A 17,587-nucleotide genomic window follows, 5' to 3' on the forward strand; every position below is an offset into this window, starting at 1 on the left:
CCCCAGAGGGTGAATGGACCTTTTCCGCGGTCAGACGTATGCAATGGTCCATTGACGCGGCCCGAGGTGGCGGCCGAAAAATGGGACGCATCGGATGCGGCGGTCCCGTAACGTCGCTGCGGTGCTACTGACCGTGACTGCAAATGCCACAACCGATTTCCCGGACACCTCCGACATCGGGTATTTGTTGCACAAGCACCCCGATCGCGTGCTGAGTCGAAATCTGCCCATGGGTGCCGCGACGGTGCTGTATCCCGAGGTCTCGGCAGAGCGGACAACACTCGCCGTACTGCTCGACGCTACCGACGACAAGAGTCCTGCCGCATCGGGGCTTGCGGTGGCACTGTCTCGGTTGTTCAAGCAGGCATTGACCGGGGTGTGCGCCACCAGGCCGGAACTGGTTTCTGCTGCAATCGATCTGACTGTGTCGATGCCTGCGGCGCCGTCTCGTGGTGCGACCGACCTCGCGTCACGGTTGTTCGGTCCCCTGGGCTGGACCGTCGAGGCGACGCCTATTCCACTCGATCCGACGCAACCGGAATGGGGCGACTCCGAATACGTCGACCTCGTTCTCACCGGCACGTTCACTCTGTCGGCAGCACTGCGACACCTGTACGTTCTTCTTCCGGTTCTCGACGACGCCAAGCACTATTGGGTGGGGGAGGACGAGGCCGACAAACTCGTTCGAGCAGCAGGGGATTGGCTCGGAGATCACCCCGAGTCGTCGTTGATCGCGTCCCGCTACCTGGCGCACCGCCGCGAGCTCGTGGCTTCGGCGCTGGACCGATTGGTGCCCGACGCTCCGCAGGACGACGTTGCCCCGAGGGATCCGACTCTGGCCGAGCAGCGGGTGCGCGCCGTGTTGGCTTCACTGACAGACGTCGGCGCGAAGTCGGTGATCGATCTCGGTTGCGGTGAAGGTCGTCTGCTTCGAGAGCTGTTGGCGAACAACACGTTCGAGCGGATCGTCGGTGCCGACGTGAGCGATCGTGCACTCGCCAAGGCGCACCGTCGGCTCCGTCTGGACGATATGGCGGATCGGCAACGGACGCGCATCGAACTGGTTCAGTCGTCGGCGACCTACCGCGACGTGCGGTTGCAGCGATTCGACGCGATGGTGCTCATGGAGGTGATCGAGCACGTCGACCTCGATCGGCTTCCGGCGTTGGTGCGCTCGGTCTTTCGCGAGGCTCGTCCCCGGACGGTGCTGGTGACCACACCCAATTCCGAGTACAACGCACTGTATCCGGGGCTCGAACCGGGTGCCTTCCGTCATGTCGACCACCGATTCGAGTTCACCCGCGCGGAGTTCGAGCAATGGGGTTCGTCGGTGGCACGTGAACATGCCTATGAGGTGCGTGTCGAGGGAATCGGCCCGGCCGACGACACGCACGGCACCCCGACCCAGATGGCCGTCTTCACCCGAGAGGAGCAGTCCCAGTGAGTACCTTCGACATTCCGGACCTGTCCCTCGTCGTCCTCGTCGGCATCAGTGGATCAGGGAAGTCGTCGTTCGCGGCGCAGCACTTCGGTCCGTACGAAACGGTGTCGAGTGATGCGTGTCGAGGGATGGTGAGCAACGATCCCAATCTGCAGAGCGCAACCAAGGATGCGTTCGCGCTGCTGGAATTCCTGGTCGCGACCAGACTCCGGGCAGGTCTGCTCACTGTCGTCGATGCCACGAACGTGCAACCGGCGGCCCGCAAGGCGTTGATCGCGCTGGCCCGGGAACACGACGTGCTCCCGGTTGCCGTCGTGCTCGATGTGCCGGAATCGGTGTGTGCACAGCGCAATGCCGAGCGCACCGACAGGACCTTCGGCCGAGATGTGTTGCGCCGCCAACAGTCACAGTTGCAGCGGTCCATGCGAGGTTTGACCAAGGAAGGGTTTCGTTCGGTCCATGTGCTCGACGGTGTCGATGCGGTGGCGTCGGCGACGTTCGTTCGTACGCCACTGCGTAGTGATCGACGTGAGCTGACCGGGCCGTTCGACGTCATCGGCGATATCCACGGGTGTCTCGCCGAGCTCGAAAGCCTGCTCGCAGCATTGGGTTACACGGTGGAGCCTGACGAGGCCGGTCGCGCGGTCGGCGCAACGCCGCCGGACGGACGAACGGCTGTGTTCCTCGGTGACTACATCGATCGTGGGCCCGACTCGGTCGGCGTACTGCGCCTGGTGATGGGGATGGTCGGTGCCGGTGCGGCGCTGGCAGTCCCGGGCAACCACGAGAACAAGCTCGTCAAGGCGCTGCGGGGTCGGAAGGTGACGGCCTCGCACGGTCTCGCCGAGACCCTCGTACAGCTCGACGCCGAGCCGGCAGAGTTCCGCCGGGAGGTACTCGAGTTCTGCGACGGTCTCGTCGCGCACCTCGTGCTCGACGGCGGCAAGCTCGTCGTGGCGCACGCCGGACTGATCGAGAAGTACCACAACCGGGCGTCGGGCAGAGTTCGAAGCTTTGCTCTGTACGGCGACACCACCGGGGAGACCGATGAGTTCGGCCTGCCGGTTCGGTATCCCTGGGCCAAGGACTATCGCGGGTCGGCGACCGTTCTCTATGGGCACACTCCGGTGCCGGAAGTGGAGTGGGAGAACAACACTGCGTGTCTCGATACCGGCTGCGTATTCGGTGGCAAGTTGACGGCGCTGCGCTACCCGGGGCGCGAGATCGTCTCGGTGCCGGCCGAGCAGGTCTGGTACGAGCCGGCCCGTCCGGTGGGTGCATTCGTGCGAGATGCGGCGTCGCTCGATCTGTCGGACGTGATCGGCCCGACGGGTGTCGAGACGTCGCTGCGTGGTCGCGTGTCGATTCGGCCAGAGAATGCGGCCGGGGGATTGGAGGTGATGAGTCGGTTTGCCCTCGCTCCGCAGTGGCTGCACTATCTGCCGCCGACGATGGCACCGAGTCGAACTTCGGAGCGCGACGGCTACCTCGAGTATCCGACGGAGGCGTTCGACGCATATCGGGGGCTCGGTGCGTCGGCGGTGATCTGCGAGGAGAAGCACATGGGCTCGCGGGTCGTCGTGGTGGTGTGTCGCGACGCCGACACCGCGCGGGAGAAGTTCGACGCACCGGAGGGTGTTCTCGGTACCGCGTACACCCGCACCGGTCGTCCCGTCTTCGACGAAAAACTGACGGGAGAGCTGATCTCGGGGGTGGCCTACACGCTCGAAGAAGCCGGTGTGTGGGACGAGTTGGGCTCGCGCTGGCTGATTCTCGACTGTGAACTGATGCCCTGGTCTGCGAAGGCGGAGGGGCTGATCAAGTCCGAGTATGCCGCTGTTGCCGCGGAGTCTCGGGCCACTCTCGAGGCCGAAGCAGGTGTGCTTGCCCAGGCTGCGTCGCGTGGCCTGGACATGCAGGAACTGCGAGACCGGAACAGAATTCGTCAGGACAATCTGGTGGAGTTCACCGCTGCCTATCGGCGCTACATCTGGCCGACCGACGGGTTGAGCGGCGTCAGGATCGCGCCGTTCCAGGTGTTGGCGTCGAACCTCGGAACCTATGCCGATCGTCCGCACGAGTGGCACCTCGATCTTGCCGACCGGCTGGTGGCGGCCGCCCCTGAGGTGTTCGCCGTTACCCGGCGGATCGAGGTGGATCTGTCATCGGCCGATTCGGTTGCGGCAGGCGAGAAGTGGTGGGAGGAGTTGACGGCGCTGGGCGGTGAGGGCATGGTCGTCAAACCGGCCGAAAACTTTCCGCGTGGAAAGATGCAGCCCGGCATGAAGGTTCGCGGCCGAGAGTATCTGCGGCTGATCTACGGTGCCGATTACACCGACCCGGACCGACTTGCAGCGTTGCGGAACCGGAACGTGGGACACAAGCAGTCGATGGCTCTGCGCGAATACGCACTCGGAATGGAAGCACTGGACCGATCCGTGCGCGATGAGCCGTTGTATCGCATCCACCAGGCCGTATTCGCCGTACTGGCACTGGAATCGGAGCCGGTGGACCCGCGCCTGTAGCTGCCGCAGGCACTACTATGCGGCAATGACCATCAGAGTCGTTGTGTCCGTGGAAACGAAGGCCGGTCTCGGCGAACGTCAGGTCCAGGCGTTCGCCGAGCTGGCACCACTGGTTCGAGCGGAATCGGGTTGCCTCCAGTACGACCTGCACCGGGTCGTCGGCACCGCGGATGGGTTCGTCATCCTCGAACACTGGGAGTCGGCGGAGGCGTTGGCAGCCCACGACGATGCGCCGCACATGCTCGACGCGGATGCCGCGAACAAACAGTTTCGAGCGGGACCAGCCCGAGTACTGATAGTCGAAGGTGCGGCAGTCCATTAGACCGGGAGTGCTGCGCCCACCCCAGCTGGGATCAATGTGGGTTTCAGTCGCTCAGAATGCAACAAAGGCGCATTGATCCGAACCGGGGCGGGCAACGGCACTAGTTCTGGGGCGACGAGAACGGACTGATTCCGGCACTGATCGGTGCCGCGATTGCAGCAGCTACCGCGATCGACGCCCAAAAGGTCTGCGAGTCCAGCATCAGACCGCCGGCGAGGCCGCAGACCGCGACGACGATGCCGCATCCGACCAGCAGCGCCGATCCGACTGCGGCGTGCATCATGCCGCTTCGGTTGGGGGTACGACGGCCTTTGAGCCAGATCATCGTTCCCGTCGCCGCGAATACCAAGGGGACGTAGAAGTAGACCGAACTGTGGCCGAGATTCGAAGCGACGGCGGCTATCACCAGCACCGCTCCGAATGCCACAGGGGCCGCGAGAGGCATTCCACCGGACCATCGCTCGAACTTGCTGCGCGTCGATACCGTCATGACAACACTATCCCCGCTTGTCGACGTGCAACTGAATGCGGGTAGCGACGTGGGTCCCCGCGAGTGATTCGGCGACGAAGGCGGCGCGCGACTCGGCGTCCGTGGTGAAAGCAACTACATCGAAATCCGCTGCAGCGTAGACCGACACAGCGATGGTGGGCATACCCCTGTCATCGATCGCCGTCCCCTTGGCTCGCCGAACTCCGGGGAACTCGGCCAACTCCGCCGCCACCCCCGATGCGATGGCGCTCAGGTCCACGTGCGCCGAGAAGTGTGGCTGTTCGATGACGCTCGCCGTCGCGGTACTTCGCGGAGAGAAGTTGCCGATCAACAACACCAGAGCCACCACGACGGCGACTGCGACCACGATCGCCAGCGTCGCGACCCACCAGCCCTGCTGCGGCAAATCCGCAATCTCTGCACGATCGAAGCGAGACAGCGTCTCTCGTGCCCAGGGAACGTCGTAGTGCCAGGCCAGTGCGAAGCTCCCACCGGCCACGAGCCCGAGCCCTGCGACGACGGCGAGGAGCCGATCCGCCCCCGCGACGAATGTCTTCACGAGACCCTCGTCGGCTGGGCTACCGAGTGCTGCACCGTCAGACGCCGTCCGCCCGCGGCGACGGACAGTACCGGAGCGAGGGCATCGCGCACGGCCGCGTCGATTCTGTCGACGTCGAAGACCGGATCTCGCTCGACCCGCACCTCGATCTTCTTCCGTGTCACGACGGTGTGAACGTCCACGACTCCGCGGGTGGACTGCGCTGCAGCACTGCACAACCGAGCGATATCGGTGGGAGTTGCCCATACGGTCGCCGCCTCGCCGCCCAGGCCGGAATGAGTTCTCGTTCGTGGTTTGACTCCGACGAACACGAGTAACAGTCCGACGAGGGCGGAACCGATCGCGGCGGCGATCATCCAACTCTGCCAATGCAATCGAGCGACCCATGAGGTGGCATCGGCGATCCACTGGTCACCGCCGAAGTGTCCCTGCGCGATCAGAAATTCCCTACCGGCCACGAAGGCGAGACCGAGAAGTGCGAACCCGAAGAGCAGAGCCACCGGCATCGCCGCCGGCCCGGCTGTGGGTGGACGAGGTGAGATCACTTGCGAGGCAATCTCCTTCGCTGGAGCGCGCTCCGCGCGATGCAGTTCGGTGTCGGAGACCAGAACGTTGACTCGATGCACGTGCAGCCCGGTCATCGTTGCCAGTGCGCCCTCGACGGCTGCGTGCACCGCCTCGGTGACCTCGGTGATCTGCGACGGCCACCGGACGCCGATGTAGAGGTTGACGGCAATCGTGTCTTCGCCGAGGGTGACGTCGGCGCGGGGAAGCTCTCGCCCGGTCAGCCGCGAAAGCCCACCGGTGGTGCGGGTGACCCGCGGATCCTTCAAAGCCGCAGCGATGGCGGTCCGGGAAATCGCCCGGTCCTTGATCTCGAGGCTGCCGCGCATCTCGAGGTCATCGCTGACCTCGTCGGATCCAGCCTGCGTCGTCACCGAGAATCCTCCTGCCGGTCGCGGGTCGCTCGGGTGCGGCACGCGCTCCACAACTGTAGTGACGACCGACGGCGGATGCCGTCGCAGGAGTAATTGTTCCTGGCATACTGCGACCGTGTCGGAAATTGTGCGGGTGACTGCGTCGGATATCGCGTCGGCCGAGGAACTGCTGGAGCCGGTCATGCGCCGGACGCCTGTGGTGGCCTCGCGGATTCTCTCCGACCTGACCGGCCACGAGGTGCGCCTCAAGTGCGAGAACCTGCAGCGCACCGGATCATTCAAGCCGCGCGGGGCGTACAACCGCATCGCCCGGCTCGACTTCGAGCAGCGGGCATTGGGGGTCGTTGCGGCCAGCGCGGGCAATCATGCTCAGGGTGTCGCGTGGGCGGCGTCGCAGGTGGGGATCGAATCCACGGTGTTCATGCCGGTGGGCGTGTCCCTGCCGAAGCTGGTGGCCACCAAGGCATACGGCGCGACGGTACATCTGGTGGGCAACACCGTCGACGAGGCGCTGAAGTCGGCCCGGGAATTCGCCGACCGTACCGGTGCCACCCTCATCCATCCGTTCGACCATCTCGACATCGTCGCGGGCCAGGCGACGCTCGGTACCGAACTGCTGCAGCAGATGCCGGACGTCGGCACCATCGTGATACCCACCGGCGGCGGGGGACTGCTGGCCGGTGTCGCCGCGGCGGTCAAGCTGACCAAGCCCGAGATCAGGGTCGTGGGTGTCCAGGCCGAAGGCGCTGCGGCGTGGCCCGCGTCGCTGAAGGCGGGGCATCCGATCGCGTTGGCATCGATGTCGACGATGGCCGACGGTATCGCTGTCGGCCTGCCCGGATCGGTGCCCTTCGATCATGTGCAGGGCTGGGTCGACGACGTCGTCACCGTCAGTGAGGACGCGCTGTCCCGAGCCCTGGTGCTGTGCATCGAGCGAGCGAAGCTCATCGTCGAACCGGCCGGTGCGGCGGCGGTGGCCGCGCTGATGACGCATTCCGCCGACGAGCTCGGACTGACCGGCTCGGTGTGCGCCATCCTCTCCGGCGGAAACATCGACCCGCTGCTGCTCACCCACGTCATCACCCACGGACTCCGGGCGGGTGGCCGCTATCTTGCTGTGCGCGTGACTATTTCGGACAAGCCGGGCGGGCTCACCGGAGTGCTCGGCGTGTTGCGCGATGCCGGGGCCAGCGTCGTCGACGTGGTCCACTCCCGTACCGGTGGGCGCCTGGGATTGGAGGAAGTCGACGTGATGTTGACCGTCGAGACCCGCGGACCCGATCACCGAGGCTCGGTGCTCGATGCCCTGGGCGCAGCGGGATATGCGGTGCACGTCGAGAGCTAGAAGTACCTCCTGGTGATCAGCTCCAGGAAATTCCCTCCGGGATCCAGGAAGTAGACGCCTCGGCCCCCGTGCTCGGTGTTGGTCTCATTCGGGCGACTGCGCTGTGGGTCGCCCCAATGTTCGACGCCCAGGTCCAAGAATCGCGAGCAGGCCCGATCGAAAAGCTCGTCGTCGACGAGAAATGCATAGTGTTGTGGGTGGTACTCGAAGGGCGGCTCTGCGAACTGGAGCATGACTCCTGCGCCAAGGGTGATGTTGGTGAACGGGCCCCAGGACGGGGCGGGTGTTGCTTCGAGGACGTCGAGATAGAACTGCGCGGATTCTGTGCGGTCGGTTGCGGCAATGATGGTGTGATCGAACGTGATCGACATGATCGTGTACCTCGTGAGTAGGCCCATCGGGGGCGCGGAACCGATGCTAGCGCCGATGGACGGGCCCGGCAATACCCGACTGGTACCTTGATCAGCGACCTGGACCAGGACATCGGTGGGAGATATTTGCATGGCTCGGCTCGTCGCGATTGTCTCCGCTGTCCTGGGAATTCTGCTGACGATCTCGATACCGTTGTTGCCGATCGATCAGCAGCAGTCGTCGTTGACCTGGCCGCAGAGCGACACTGTCGGTAATGTCGCAGCTCCGCTCGTCGGCTATACGCCGATCAGCGTCGACGCGACCGTCCCGTGTGACGCCGCGGCCAGGCTCCCCGGCGGCGGGATACTGCTGTCCACGTCGCCCAAGGGATCGCCCGACGCCTATCGATACGGTCTCGTCGCGGAAGTAACCGGTGGTGAGGCGTCGCAACTGAAGGTGACGTTGCGCGATTCGGTCCTCCTCGAGAAGCCGGTCTCGGAACTGAGCCCATCGGCTGCGGGCGACTGCTCGTTGACGATCGCCTCGGACGGCACCGCGACCACCGTCGGACTGACCGGTGAAGACACCGTGACGCGCGAGGGCGACATTCGGCCGCAGATGGTCGGTGTGTTCAGCGATCTTCAGGGCGCCGTTCCCGGTCTGCAACTGCAGGCCGAGCTGGACAGCCGATTCTCCTCGACGCCGAGCGTCCTGAAGTGGTTCGCGATGATCGTCGGTGTGCTCGCCACCATCGTCTCGCTGATAGCGCTGCACCGCCTCGACCTTTCCGACGGTAGGCGCGCCCGGAGGTTCCTGCCGCGTCGCTGGTGGAGCTTCGGGCCGGCCGACGCGGTGGTGATCGGGACGCTGCTGGTGTGGCACATGATCGGGGCAAATACCTCCGACGACGGCTACCAACTGGGCATGGCCCGCACGGCCGATCACGCCGGGTACATGGCCAACTATTTCCGCTATTTCGGTGTGCCCGAGACGCCGTTCGGCACACCGCTCTACGACATGTTCGGCTTCATGTCGCACGTCTCGACGGCCAGTGTCTGGATGCGTCTGCCGACGCTGATCTGCGCTGTCGTCGCGTGGCTCGTTCTCAGTCGTGAGGTGATTCCGCGATTCGGTGCTGCCGCTCGCGCGTCGAAGACCGCGCTGTGGAGCGGCGGCCTGGTGCTGCTGGCGTTCTGGCTGCCGTACAACAACGGGCTGCGCCCGGAACCGTTCGTGGCGATCGGAGTCCTGCTGACGTGGTGTTCGGTGGAGCGGTCCATCGCGACCCGCAGATTGCTGCCCGCTGCCGCGGCGATTCTCATCGCGGCGTTGACGGTCACGTGTGCGCCCTCCGGTTTCATCTGCTTCGCGCCGCTGATCGCCGGAGCCCGGCCGGTGCTGCAGATCGTCGTGGCCCGCGCCCGCGAGTTCCGCAGCACCGCACTGGGCGCGGCGACGCTGCTCGCCCCCTTGGTGGCGTCGGGCACGGTGGTGCTTGTGTTCGCGTTCGGCAACCAGACCGTCGCCGGCATGCTCGAGATGCAGCGCGTGCACGACGCGGCCGGCCCCAGTCAGGCGTGGTTCGACGAGTATCTGCGCTACCAGTGGCTGATGAACATGGACATCGACGGTTCGCTCGCCCGCCGGTTCGGGGTGTTCGTCATGATCGTCTCGCTGATCACGGTGGTCGTGGCGATGCTGCGCAAGGGCGGCAAGATCCCCGGAACCGCAACCGGCCCGGCGCGAAGGATCGTCGGCATCACCGTCGGGTCCATGGCGCTGATGATGATCACCCCGACCAAGTGGACGCACCATTTCGGAGTGTTCGCCGGTCTCGCCGCATCGGTGGTGGTGCTGGCAGCCGTGGCGACCGGCGCGGCAGTGCTGCGCTCGCGGCGCAATCGACTGTTGTTCGCAGCGGCAGTCTCGTTCCTGATGGCCGTCGCGTTCACCGGAACCAATGGGTACTGGTACGTCTCGGCGTGGGGAGTTCCGTTCTGGGACAAGCCGATTCTGATCGCAGGCCTCGGTATCTCGACGATGTTCCTCGGGCTGACGCTACTGCTGTTGCTCGCGGCGGTGTGGTTCCACTTGCGCGCGCCGTATGTGCGCACCGACAAGCCATTGGCTCGGTGGTGGTCGGTTCCGCCGATCGCCGTCGCGGCCGCGTTGATGGTGCTGCTGGCCGTGGCATCGATGGCCAAGGGTGCTGTGGCGCAATGGCCGTCGTACTCGATCGCGAAGTCGAACATCTCGGCGCTGACCGGCAACACGTGCGGTCTCGCCAACGACGTGCTGCTCGAAACAGACCCCAATGCCGATGTGCTGCAACCGGTGAGCGGCGACGCATTCGCCGCGCTGGGTGCCGAGAACGACGGGTTCACCCCGGACGGGGTTGCGGGCGACCTCACCGCAGACAAGGAGGCGTCGGCGTCGGGTACCTCGAACACCGTCGACACCGACGAACAACAGCAGCCGACGTCGACCACCGGTGCCGGAACAGGCGGCAGCGCACTGCCGTACGGCTTGGATCCCGGGGCCGTGCCGGTGCTCGGCTCATTCGGATCCGACACCCCCGCAACTTTGACGACCGGTTGGTACGCGCTGCCCGCCGATCCGGGAGACCTGATCTCCATCGCTGCTGCCGGACGCATCCGCTCGGTGGACTCCGACGGCATTGTCACCTACGGCCAGAATCTGGAACTGGAGTACGGAGTCGACGGACGGGCTCAGGGACGGGTGACGCCCATCGACATCGGTCCGACGCCGTCCTGGCGCAACCTGCGAGTTCCGATGGACCGGATTCCAGCCGGTGCAAACACGATTCGCCTCGTGCTCTCCGATACCGATCGTGATCCCGACCAGTGGCTCGCGATCACCCCGCCGCGAGTACCACGCACCCAGACGCTGAACGACGTCGTCGGGCGAGAGAATCCGGTTCTGCTGGACTGGGAGGTCGGGTTCAACTTCCCCTGCCAGCGTCCGTTCGACCACCGCCTCGGTGTGGCCGAGATTCCGCAGTTCCGGGTACTGCCGGATCGCAGTGGTGCCGTCATCACCAATGCGTGGCAGGACCACTTCGGCGGTGGACCGCTCGGCTGGATCGACATCGTGGCCTCGGCCCGCACCATACCGTCGTATCTGAAAGACGACTGGGACCGCGACTGGGGATCGATCGAGCAGTACACGCCCTACGATCGGTCGGCCGAGCCTGCGCAGATCACCGCCACCGAGGTCCAGCGTTCGGGCCTGTGGACTCCGGGTCCGATCAAGACCGGTTAATCTCTACGCGTTCGGAAGTCCTTACACCGACCAGGAAAGAAACGGGGATAGGGCCATGGCGAACGCTATAGAAGTAGAGGAGCTCGTACTTCGGTACGGCAAGAACGTCGCGCTCGGAGGGATCGACTTCACCGTTCCCGAGGGCACGGTGCTGGGTGTGCTCGGCCCCAACGGTGCAGGCAAGACGACGGCCGTCCGCATTCTCGCGACCTTGCTCAAGGCGACGTCGGGTTCGGCGAGAATTTTCGGCCTCGACGTGTTGAAGCAGGCGAACGAGGTCCGCGGCACGATCGGATTGACCGGCCAGTTCGCGGCCGTGGACGAGTATCTGACGGGATACGAGAATCTCGAGATGGTCGGGCGACTGTTCGGCCTACGCAAGGCCGAGGCCAAGAAACGCGCCGACGAACTGCTCGAGCGATTCGACCTCGAGTACGCACGCGACCGGACCGCCAAGCAGTACAGCGGCGGCATGCGTCGGCGACTCGACATCGCGGCCAGCCTGATCGGGCGACCACGGGTGGTGTTTCTCGACGAACCCACCACCGGACTGGATCCGCGGAGCCGAATCACCATGTGGGAGTTCATCGCAGACCTCGTCCGCGACGGAACGACCATTCTGTTGACCACGCAGTACCTCGAAGAAGCCGATCGGCTCGCCGATTCGATCATCGTGCTGAACAAGGGCAAGATCATCGCCCGCGGCACCGCGGACGAGCTCAAGGCTCAAACCGGCGGTGAGCGAGTCGAATTCGTGCTCACCGATCGCTCCCAGGCCGATCGAGCCAAGGAGATTCTCTCGCCCATCGGCGTCGAGCCGCCCACCCTGGACGAGCAGGTGGGTCGTATCGTCATGCCGGTCAACGGTGGATCGAAGGATCTGTCCTCGGCGTTGAGCCACCTCGAGGCTGCGGGGATCGGGGTCGTCGACGTCGGTCTGCGTCGGCCGAACCTCGACGATGTGTTCCTGTCTCTGACCGGTCAGACCACCGGCGAGCCCGAGGCTGCGGAGGAAGAGAAATGAGCAACGTTCTCCTGGATTCGGCGATCATCACCAAGCGAAACCTGATCAAGCTCAAGCGAGTTCCCGATCTGCTGTTCTTCGCGACGCTGTCACCGATCATGTTCGTGCTGTTGTTCGCGTACGTCTTCGGTAGTGCGATCGACGTGCCCGGCATCGACTACAAGAGCTTCCTGATGGGCGGCATCTTCGTCCAGACCATGATTTTCGGCGCGTCGATCACCGGATCCTCGCTGGCCGAGGATCTGCAGAAGGGCGTCATGGACCGGTTCCGGTCGTTGCCGATGGCCCGATCGGCCGTGGTCATCGGACGCACTGCAGCCGACGTCGGCAACAACATCGTCACCATCACGATCATGTCCATCACCGGACTCATCGTCGGCTGGCGCATCACGTCGTCGTTCTTCGACGCCCTGCTCGGGTACGTGTTGCTGTTGTTGTTCGCGTACTCGATCTCGTGGGTGATGGCTCTGGTGGGGCTGATCGTGCGCTCCCCGGAGATCTTCAACAACGCGTCGTTCATCGTGATCTTCCCGTTGACGTTCATCGCCAACACCTTCGTCCCGATCGACAATTTCCCGAGCGTGCTCAAGACGATCGCAGAATGGAATCCGATCTCTTCGGTGACGTTGGCGGTACGTGAGCAATTCGGCAACACCAACCCGATGGCGCCGCCGCCGGAGGTGTGGCCACTGCAGAATCCAGTGCTCTACACCCTGATCTGGGTCGTGGTGATGCTGGTGGTGTTCGTGCCGTTGTCGGTACGTAAGTACCAGAAAACGATGACCGCCTGACCTTGCACACAGAACTGCACCCCCGGCCGCTGAGCGACCGGGGGTGCAGTTCTGAGTCTTCTGCGAGCAGGCTTACGTGTGGTACGGCTCCGCGCTGACGAGCGTGACCTTCATGGTCTTGCCGTTGGGCAGCGTGTACTCGCGGGTGTCGCCGACCTTCGCGTCGATGAGCGATCCGCCCAGCGGGGACGCGGGGGAGTACACCTCGAGCTTGTTGTCGCGGGCACCCTCTTCGCGGGTGGCGATGAGGAACGTTTCGGTGTCGGACTCGTCACCGTCGTAGTAGACCTTGACGACCGAGCCGGGCAGTGCGACACCGGACTGGGTTGGCGCCTCGCCGACCTTCGCGTTGTTGAGCAGTTCCTGCAGCTGGCGGATGCGTGCTTCCTGCTGGCCCTGCTCCTCGCGCGCGGCGTGGTATCCGCCGTTCTCCTTCAGATCGCCTTCTTCGCGACGCTCGTTGATCTCGGCGGCGATGACGGGGCGATTGGAAATGAGCTGGTCGAGTTCGCTCTTGAGCCTGTCGTGTGATTCCTGGGTCAGCCAGGTCACCTGGGTCTCGGTCATCTCGATCACTCCCTCGTAGTCGGAATCTCGACATCGATTCCGTTTTCTGAACAGGTAGGGCACGCAACGAACAGGGGACTCCAATGGTTGGATCCCCTTGGTCGGCCCGCATCCTGGAGCCGTCGTCATCGTTCGCAGGTGAACCCTGCCCGCAATGCAGCAATACACGGCACCTGTACGGCGGCCGTGTATAGCCCCCAGCTTACCACGAACAGGCAGTTCGCCTATCGAGCTCGTAAATACTCGGGAACATCGAGGCTGCAGCCGTAGACGTCGCCGACGGCTGGCGCAGCCGACGTCGTCACCTCGGTGGTCAACTCCACGGCGGTGGACCTGGACTCGGGCGGAATGTAGACCTCACGCCTGCCGGTCTCGGACCCGTCGCGAGAGCGAACGCGAACGATGCACACGGCCGGTTGTTCGGGATCCTGCCGAGTGACACTGAAACGGATCGACATCGTGGAGTCGTCGACGATGTCGAACGACAGCTGGCTGCCTTCGATCGGTTTGACCGAGAACTTCGAGTACGCGTAGTAGGCCACGCCCAGCCCGACCAGCAGAACCAGCGCCACCAATGCGATCTTCGTCGCACGTTTGGGGGCCTGCCGAATTCCGTTGGGGCCGGAACCCGACGGGTACCTACCTGCGGGAAGTGCGTTGGTCATGGCCGCTCTCGGGGTCGATTCGGGGGTGCCGCTGGGGGCCTGTCGGCGTCAGGTGGAACTATAGGGCAGGCAAGAATCAGGCGAATCCGAGGTGAGGAAGAACGTGTCCGGACTGCGGCTCATGGCAGTGCATGCCCATCCCGACGACGAGTCCAGCAAAGGCGCTGCGACGACGGCTCGCTACGCGGCCGAAGGACACGACGTTCTGGTCGTCACTCTGACCGGGGGTGAACGAGGCGACATCCTCAATCCCGCGATGGACATTCCGGGGGTGCACGAGCGCATCCACGAGGTTCGGCGCGAGGAGATGGCCGAGGCAGCGCGCTTTCTCGGCGTCCAGCAGACCTGGCTCGGCTTCGAAGACTCCGGGTTGCCCGAGGGTGATCCGCTCCCGCCCCTTCCCGATGGCTGCTTCGCGTTGGTCCCGTTGGAGGTCTCGACCGAGGCGCTGGTGAAGGTGATTCGGGAGTTCAAGCCGCACGTCATCACCACATACGACGAACGCGGTGGCTACCCGCACCCCGATCACATCAGGTGCCACGAGGTCTCGATGGCGGCGTGGGAGGCGGCGGGAGATCCCGAGCGTTTTCCCGACGCAGGTGAGCCCTGGACTCCACTCAAGCTCTACTACTCGCACGGCTTCATTCGCAAGCGCATGCAGCTCTTCCACGACTGGTTCATCGACCGCGGGGAAGAGAGCCCGTTCGTCGACTGGCTGAAGCGATGGGACGGCCAACGCGACGAGATCATCGGCCGCATCACCACCCAGGTGACCGTCGGTGACTATTTCGAACAGCGCGACGACGCACTCCGAGCGCATGCGACGCAGATCGATCCCAACGGATCCTTCTTCGCAGTGCCACTGGACGTCCAGCGCAAGCTGTGGCCCACCGAGGAATTCGAGCTGGCCCGCACCCGGGTGACGACCTCGCTGCCCGAGACGGACCTGTTCGCCGGAATAGAAGAGACCGACAAGTGATCGTCTCCCTTCTCGCCCAGCAACCCACCGGACCCGAGTTCGGCAAGTCCTCGCCGATCGGGCTGGCGATCCTGGTGGCGTTGCTGGTCGGAACAGCCCTCCTCATCTGGTCGATGAACAAGAAGATCAAGCGGCTGCCCGCCACGTTCGAGAAGGAGGATCCGACACTGGATCAGGCTCTCGACGAGGGCACCGATCGCGGCGGAATAGCGGATTCGACCCCATCCGAACCGCGCCGACCCAAACCTGCCGTACCCGACGAGCCCTGATGCTCGACGCGAATGCGCTCGGTGAGTCAACCAGCCCGTACCTGCGACAGCATGCGGACAACCCGGTGCATTGGCAGCAGTGGGGGCCGCAGGCTCTGCAGTCCGCCCGCGATCGTGACGTTCCGATCTTGCTGTCGATCGGCTACTCGGCGTGCCATTGGTGCCACGTCATGGCGCACGAGTCGTTCGAGGACGAGACCACAGCGGCACTGATGAACGAGCACTTCGTGTGCATCAAGGTCGATCGTGAGGAAAGACCGGACCTCGATTCGGTGTACATGAACGCCACCGTGGCGATGACCGGCCAGGGTGGGTGGCCGATGACGTGCTTCCTCACTCCCGACACCGAGCCGTTCTACTGCGGCACCTACTTTCCGCCTGCCCCGCGCCAGGGGATGCCCTCGTTCCAGCAGTTGCTCACCGCGATCGCCGACACCTGGTCGACGCGACGACAGGACGTGTTCGACGCCTCCGCGGCGATCGTCGCCGAACTGCGCAAGAACGGCGCGGGGGTGCCTGCGGGTAGGCGTCCGATCGACGCCGATTCGTTGGCCGCCTCGGCCGCGGCGATCTGCGCCGACGAGGACACCACCTTCGGCGGCTTCGGCCGGGCTCCGAAGTTCCCGCCGGGTGCGCTGCTCGAAGGTCTGCTCCGACACTACGAGCGCACCGGCGACGTCGAGGTCCTCGGCGTCGTTCGCCGTACCGCGTCGGCCATGGCGCGCGGAGGCATCTACGACCAGCTCGGCGGCGGATTCGCGCGCTACTCCGTCGACGCGGAGTGGATCGTCCCGCATTTCGAGAAGATGCTCTACGACAATGCCCTGCTGTTGAGGTTCTACGCGCATGCCGCCCGGGTCGACGACGATCCGCTGGCTCGGCGGGTGGCGTCGGACACCGCGGAATTCATGCTGCGCGAATTACGCACGGCGAACGGCTGTTTCGCGTCGGCACTCGATGCCGACACCGAAGGCGTCGAGGGTCTGACCTACGCGTGGACGCCGGAGCAACTGATCGAGACCCTCGGCTTCGAGGACGGCGTGTGGGCAGCGGGGTTGTTCGCGGTGAGTTCGGCGGGCACCTTCGAGGCCGGCATGTCGGTACTGCAACTGCCCGCCGAGCCAGAGGACTACGACCGGTTCGCCCGCGTGCGCAGTGCTCTGGCGGCTGCTCGTGCGTCCAGGCCACAGCCGGGCCGTGACGACAAGGTGGTCACCGCCTGGAACGGGTTGGCGATCACCGCATTGGTCGAGGCCGGCACCGGGCTGGGGCAACCGAGATGGGTCGACGCCGCGGTCGAATGCGGCGAACACCTCTTCGCCGCACATGTCGAGTCGGGGCGGGTGCGTCGAGCGTCTCTGGGCAGCGCGGTGGGCGAGGCCACCGGAGTGCTCGAGGACTACGCATGCCTGGCCGTCGCCGCGGCAGCGTTGTTCCAAGCCACCGGCGACGCGGTCTGGACCGAGCGCACCACCTCGATCATCGACGCTGCGATCGATCATTTCGCCGACCCCGACGACATCGGCAGCTGGTTCGACACCGCCGACGACGCCGAGACGCTGGTGACTCGGCCGCGAGACCCGATCGACGGGGCCACTCCGTCGGGAGCGTCCACGATGGCGGAGGCCCTGCTCACAGCTGCTGCGTTGGTCGATCACGAATCCTCGTCGCGTTACGGCGAACTGGCAGCGGCGACGCTTGCTCGCGCGGCATCGATTCTCGAACGTGCGCCCCGATCCGGCGGGCACTGGCTGGCCGTCGCAGAAGCATCCGTCCGTGGCCCGATCCAGGTGGCGGTGTCGACGGCGTCGGGCGGTGGTCTTCTCGCCGCGGCCCGGGCACTGGCGCCGGGCGGATCGGTTGTCGTTGCAGGAGAGACGGATTCATCGGTGTTGCTGATGGACCGACCACCCGTCGACGGCCGAGAGACCGCGTACGTGTGCCGCGGCTTCGTCTGCGACCGTCCTGTGACCTCTGCCGACGATTTGGCGTTCGCACTGCAGAGTTGACGAAGCTCGTCGATGCTTCGACGGACAAAC

General features: G+C 65.0%; 16 protein-coding genes. 10 read left to right on the plus strand and 6 right to left on the minus strand.

Annotation, left to right across the window (positions count from 1 at the left end):
• Nucleotides 1-133: 133 nt before the first annotated feature.
• Genes CH275_RS26070 through CH275_RS26080 form a run of 3 tightly spaced genes read left to right on the plus strand, consistent with a single transcriptional unit; the run spans nucleotide 134 to nucleotide 4,288 of the window.
• Nucleotides 134-1,444, plus strand: coding sequence for a 3' terminal RNA ribose 2'-O-methyltransferase Hen1 (locus CH275_RS26070; RefSeq protein WP_256991218.1), 1,311 nt, complete (start codon nucleotides 134-136; stop codon nucleotides 1,442-1,444).
• On the plus strand, nucleotides 1,441-3,966 hold the full coding sequence (locus CH275_RS26075; RefSeq protein ID WP_094680999.1) for a polynucleotide kinase-phosphatase: 2,526 nt from the start codon (nucleotides 1,441-1,443) through the stop codon (nucleotides 3,964-3,966). The genes CH275_RS26070 and CH275_RS26075 overlap by 4 nt, the downstream gene beginning before the upstream one ends.
• Nucleotides 3,967-3,991: 25 nt before the next feature.
• Nucleotides 3,992-4,288, plus strand: coding sequence for a putative quinol monooxygenase (locus CH275_RS26080; RefSeq protein ID WP_179276354.1), 297 nt, complete (start codon nucleotides 3,992-3,994; stop codon nucleotides 4,286-4,288).
• Nucleotides 4,289-4,388: 100 nt separating this feature from the next.
• On the opposite strand, the gene CH275_RS26085 is transcribed toward CH275_RS26080, so the two are convergent.
• From CH275_RS26085 to CH275_RS26095, 3 genes are read right to left on the minus strand one after another with little or no spacing between them, the layout of a single operon-like run.
• On the minus strand, nucleotides 4,389-4,778 hold the full coding sequence (locus CH275_RS26085; protein WP_094681000.1) for a hypothetical protein: 390 nt from the start codon (nucleotides 4,776-4,778) through the stop codon (nucleotides 4,389-4,391).
• 7 nt (nucleotides 4,779-4,785) lie between these two features.
• Complete coding sequence (locus tag CH275_RS26090; RefSeq protein WP_094681001.1) at nucleotides 4,786-5,337, minus strand: hypothetical protein; 552 nt, start codon at nucleotides 5,335-5,337, stop codon at nucleotides 4,786-4,788.
• Nucleotides 5,334-6,275 carry a DUF6286 domain-containing Asp23/Gls24 family envelope stress response protein gene (locus CH275_RS26095; RefSeq protein ID WP_179276355.1) on the minus strand — a complete coding sequence of 314 codons (942 nt, stop codon included), beginning with the start codon at nucleotides 6,273-6,275 and terminating at the stop codon, nucleotides 5,334-5,336. The genes CH275_RS26090 and CH275_RS26095 overlap by 4 nt, the downstream gene beginning before the upstream one ends.
• A gap of 181 nt (nucleotides 6,276-6,456) precedes the next feature.
• Between CH275_RS26095 and ilvA the strand changes: the two genes are divergently transcribed.
• The gene (ilvA, locus tag CH275_RS26100; RefSeq protein ID WP_218828826.1) at nucleotides 6,457-7,620 is read left to right on the plus strand and encodes a threonine ammonia-lyase; all 1,164 of its coding nucleotides are present in this window, start codon (nucleotides 6,457-6,459) and stop codon (nucleotides 7,618-7,620) included.
• On the opposite strand, the gene CH275_RS26105 is transcribed toward ilvA, so the two are convergent.
• Nucleotides 7,617-7,991, minus strand: a complete 375-nt coding sequence (locus tag CH275_RS26105) for a VOC family protein (RefSeq protein WP_094681157.1) — start codon at nucleotides 7,989-7,991, stop codon at nucleotides 7,617-7,619. The two genes, ilvA and CH275_RS26105, sit on opposite strands and share 4 nt — an antisense overlap.
• A 130-nt stretch (nucleotides 7,992-8,121) precedes the next feature.
• Here CH275_RS26105 and CH275_RS26110 point away from each other — a divergent pair, with 130 nt between their 5' ends.
• From CH275_RS26110 to CH275_RS26120, 3 genes are read left to right on the plus strand one after another with little or no spacing between them, the layout of a single operon-like run.
• The gene (locus CH275_RS26110) at nucleotides 8,122-11,253 is read left to right on the plus strand and encodes an arabinosyltransferase domain-containing protein (protein WP_094681004.1); all 3,132 of its coding nucleotides are present in this window, start codon (nucleotides 8,122-8,124) and stop codon (nucleotides 11,251-11,253) included.
• A gap of 55 nt (nucleotides 11,254-11,308) precedes the next feature.
• Nucleotides 11,309-12,277 carry an ATP-binding cassette domain-containing protein gene (locus CH275_RS26115; RefSeq protein ID WP_094681005.1) on the plus strand — a complete coding sequence of 323 codons (969 nt, stop codon included), beginning with the start codon at nucleotides 11,309-11,311 and terminating at the stop codon, nucleotides 12,275-12,277.
• Entirely contained in the window at nucleotides 12,274-13,068 is a 795-nt protein-coding gene (locus CH275_RS26120) for an ABC transporter permease (RefSeq protein WP_032380514.1), read from the plus strand. Before CH275_RS26115 ends, CH275_RS26120 begins: the two co-directional genes overlap by 4 nt.
• 72 nt (nucleotides 13,069-13,140) lie before the next feature.
• Here the strand turns inward: CH275_RS26120 and greA are convergent, their stop codons facing one another.
• Both greA and CH275_RS26130 read right to left on the minus strand, forming a co-directional pair.
• Nucleotides 13,141-13,635 carry a transcription elongation factor GreA gene (gene greA, locus CH275_RS26125; protein WP_032394210.1) on the minus strand — a complete coding sequence of 165 codons (495 nt, stop codon included), beginning with the start codon at nucleotides 13,633-13,635 and terminating at the stop codon, nucleotides 13,141-13,143.
• Nucleotides 13,636-13,859: 224 nt separating this feature from the next.
• On the minus strand, nucleotides 13,860-14,300 hold the full coding sequence (locus CH275_RS26130) for a DUF4307 domain-containing protein (protein ID WP_094681006.1): 441 nt from the start codon (nucleotides 14,298-14,300) through the stop codon (nucleotides 13,860-13,862).
• Between the two features lie 103 nt (nucleotides 14,301-14,403).
• On the opposite strand from CH275_RS26130, the gene mca reads away from it, so the two are divergent.
• The 3 genes from mca to CH275_RS26145 are packed head-to-tail and all read left to right on the plus strand — an operon-like array spanning nucleotide 14,404 to nucleotide 17,557.
• A complete protein-coding gene (gene mca, locus CH275_RS26135; RefSeq protein WP_179276356.1) occupies nucleotides 14,404-15,279 on the plus strand; it encodes a mycothiol conjugate amidase Mca in 876 nt (291 codons plus the stop codon).
• Nucleotides 15,276-15,548: a hypothetical protein gene (locus CH275_RS26140; protein WP_094681007.1), complete on the plus strand. Its 273-nt coding sequence runs from the start codon at nucleotides 15,276-15,278 to the stop codon at nucleotides 15,546-15,548. The genes mca and CH275_RS26140 overlap by 4 nt, the downstream gene beginning before the upstream one ends.
• Nucleotides 15,548-17,557, plus strand: a complete 2,010-nt coding sequence (locus CH275_RS26145; RefSeq protein ID WP_094681008.1) for a thioredoxin domain-containing protein — start codon at nucleotides 15,548-15,550, stop codon at nucleotides 17,555-17,557. Before CH275_RS26140 ends, CH275_RS26145 begins: the two co-directional genes overlap by 1 nt.
• Nucleotides 17,558-17,587: the final 30 nt, after the last annotated feature.

The sequence above is a fragment of the Rhodococcus sp. 06-235-1A genome (genome assembly GCF_002258785.1).
In the GTDB taxonomy this organism is placed as follows: domain Bacteria; phylum Actinomycetota; class Actinomycetes; order Mycobacteriales; family Mycobacteriaceae; genus Rhodococcoides.

Coding starts and splice junctions, on each gene's coding strand:
- CH275_RS26080 (WP_179276354.1), top strand. CDS start 3,992: ATGACCATCAGAGTCGTTGTGTCCGTGGAAACGAAGGCCGGTCTCGGC.
- CH275_RS26085 (WP_094681000.1), bottom strand. CDS start 4,778: ATGACGGTATCGACGCGCAGCAAGTTCGAGCGATGGTCCGGTGGAATG.
- ilvA (WP_218828826.1), top strand. CDS start 6,457: ATGCGCCGGACGCCTGTGGTGGCCTCGCGGATTCTCTCCGACCTGACC.
- CH275_RS26105 (WP_094681157.1), bottom strand. CDS start 7,991: ATGTCGATCACGTTCGATCACACCATCATTGCCGCAACCGACCGCACA.
- CH275_RS26110 (WP_094681004.1), top strand. CDS start 8,122: ATGGCTCGGCTCGTCGCGATTGTCTCCGCTGTCCTGGGAATTCTGCTG.
- CH275_RS26115 (WP_094681005.1), top strand. CDS start 11,309: ATGGCGAACGCTATAGAAGTAGAGGAGCTCGTACTTCGGTACGGCAAG.
- CH275_RS26120 (WP_032380514.1), top strand. CDS start 12,274: ATGAGCAACGTTCTCCTGGATTCGGCGATCATCACCAAGCGAAACCTG.
- greA (WP_032394210.1), bottom strand. CDS start 13,635: ATGACCGAGACCCAGGTGACCTGGCTGACCCAGGAATCACACGACAGG.
- CH275_RS26130 (WP_094681006.1), bottom strand. CDS start 14,300: ATGACCAACGCACTTCCCGCAGGTAGGTACCCGTCGGGTTCCGGCCCC.
- CH275_RS26145 (WP_094681008.1), top strand. CDS start 15,548: ATGCTCGACGCGAATGCGCTCGGTGAGTCAACCAGCCCGTACCTGCGA.